This window comes from Burkholderia sp. LMG 13014 (assembly GCF_905232215.1).
Lineage (GTDB): Bacteria > Pseudomonadota > Gammaproteobacteria > Burkholderiales > Burkholderiaceae > Burkholderia.
Window position 1 is genome coordinate 1 of the sequence record NZ_CAJNKE010000822.1, and the last position, 2,087, is coordinate 2,087.

Genomic DNA, 2,087 nt, shown 5'->3' on the forward strand with positions numbered 1-2,087 from the left:
CGGCGGCGCGACCAACGTCGTGTCGCTCGACGCGATCGCGACCACGCGCCTGCGTGTGGTCGTGCGCGATCCGTCGGCGGTCGATCGCGATCGTCTCGGTACGCTCGACGTCGCATGGGTGTCGGTCGACACGTTCCACATCGTCTGCGGCAACGCGGCCGCACGTTATGCCGAACAGCTCGGCGCGCGCCTGCCGCCGTCAGGCAGCGGGGCGGCCGTGCAACCGGCCTGATGCGATGAAGCCGGCCTGATCCGCGACGCGGGTTCGGGCCGGCCGGCAAAACGAAAACGGCTTGCGATGCGTCGCAAGCCGTTTTTCTTTGGTGGTGCGGTGATGCGACGTGTTCGCCCGCATCGCGCTACCTCTCGACCGCCTGGTCGTTCACGGTTCCGTCAGCAAAAAGGTAGGCTTCCGGTAACCGATGCGCGGTAGCGCGACGCGTTCGCCCGCATCGCGCCACCGCTCGACTGCTTGGCCGATCACGGATTCGTCAGCGTAAAGGTCGGCTTCCGGTAGCCGACGCCGGCCCGGTCGAGCTTCGGCAATTCGCGTTGCGTGAGCAGCGTCGCGAAACCGGCCCAGTCGCGCTGCAGTGCGGCCATGTCGACGTGATGCGTGTCACCGCGCTTGAAGCGCACGCCGGCCGCATACGGCAGCTCCCAGTCGGCCCGGTGCCATGCGCGCTCGGCCAGCGCGAGCAGCCGCGGATAGGTCATGTATTCGAGGAAGGTGTCGTTGCGCATCACCTCGCCCCATGCCTGCCCCTGCATGCCTTCGATGCGCGGCGCGGGGCCCGTGCCCGTCACCTCGAACGCGTTGCCGTCGCGGTCGCCCATCACCTCGGCGTTCTGCGGCAGGTTCTCGGGCGCGAGCGAGAACACCTTGTATTCGTCCGTCGCGTGCGAGCCCCAGTAGTAGCCGCGCTCGCGCGGGTTCAGCGTGTACGGGAAGTCGAAGTACAGGTAGTCGGGCAGCGCGAGCACCGTCAGGTAGCCCTTGCCGCTCAGGTCGCGCGCGCTATCCGATGCGCCCCAGAAGATCGTGTCCCACAGCGACACCATCACGTGGCGCGTGCTGAAGTCCTGCGGCCCGTTCGCATGCTTGATGCCGTCCTGCCACGCGGCCATCGTGTCGATCCCGTTCGCGCTGACCGCCGCGCTCACCTGTTGTGCGAAGCGCGTCGGCAACTCGTCGGTCGACTTGATCTCGCCGCGCTGGAGCAATGCCGCGCACGCGGGCGAACGCGCCCATGGCTTGTCCTGCGCGGCGAGATCGATGCGGCCCTTGTTCGGGTCGGTGCCGTTCAGCGGCTGGAAGCCCCCGCCGAGGAAGATGTTCTTCGCTTCGTCGCCGCCGTAGTGCCAGATGTGCAGAGGCGCTTGCGCGTCCGCATGCATCGCGGCGATTTCGCGGATCACCTTCGACGCGAAATTGAGCGCGCCCGGTACGCACGGGTTCAGGTCGCTGCGCCGGTCGTAGAACTGCACCGTCGTCAGGTTCGACGTGTCCTGCGGATCGAGCAGCCGGTACGCGTTCGCTTCCTGCTCGCGGCCGGCCGCATGCAGCCGCCGGTAACGTGCCTCCATCGTCACGACGGCCGCGCGTGCATGCGCGGGCATGTCGATCTCGGGGATGATCTCGACGAAATGCGCGGCCGCGTAGCGCACCAGCGCCACGTAGTCGTCGCGGGTCAGGTAGCCGCCGCCCGAGCGGTTGTCCGGGCCGGAGCCGAGCTGCGGCAGCAGGCAGCGCGTTTCGCTCGGGTCATGGCAGCGGCGTCCTCCGATCTCGGTCAGCTCGGGCAGGCCGGGAATCTCGATGCGCCAGCCCTCGTCGTCGGACAGGTGCAGGTGCAGGCGATTGAGCTTGTACGCGCTCATCTGGTCGATCAGGCGGCGCAGCGTGGCCGGGTGCTTGAAGTTGCGTGCGAGATCGACGTGCATCCCGCGATGCGTGAAGCGCGGCGCATCCTCGACGAGCATCGCCGGGATCGGGCCGCCGCCGGCGGGTGCGAGCGAGTAGAGCGTCTGCACGCCGTAGTAGAGGCCGGCGCGATCGTAGCCTTCGATCAGCACGCCGCGCGGCC

At 68.4% G+C, this 2,087-nt stretch carries 2 protein-coding genes; one reads left to right on the forward strand and one right to left on the reverse strand.

The window, feature by feature from the left end; all coding sequences use genetic code 11:
• On the forward strand, positions 1–232 hold a 232-nt coding region (locus tag JYJ84_RS35010), incomplete at its 5' end, for a PTS transporter subunit EIIB (protein ID WP_205190157.1).
• 248 nt (positions 233–480) lie between these two features.
• On the opposite strand, the gene JYJ84_RS35015 is transcribed toward JYJ84_RS35010, so the two are convergent.
• Positions 481–2,087, reverse strand: a 1,607-nt coding sequence (locus tag JYJ84_RS35015) for a family 20 glycosylhydrolase (protein ID WP_205190158.1), incomplete at its 5' end; no start/stop codon positions are given.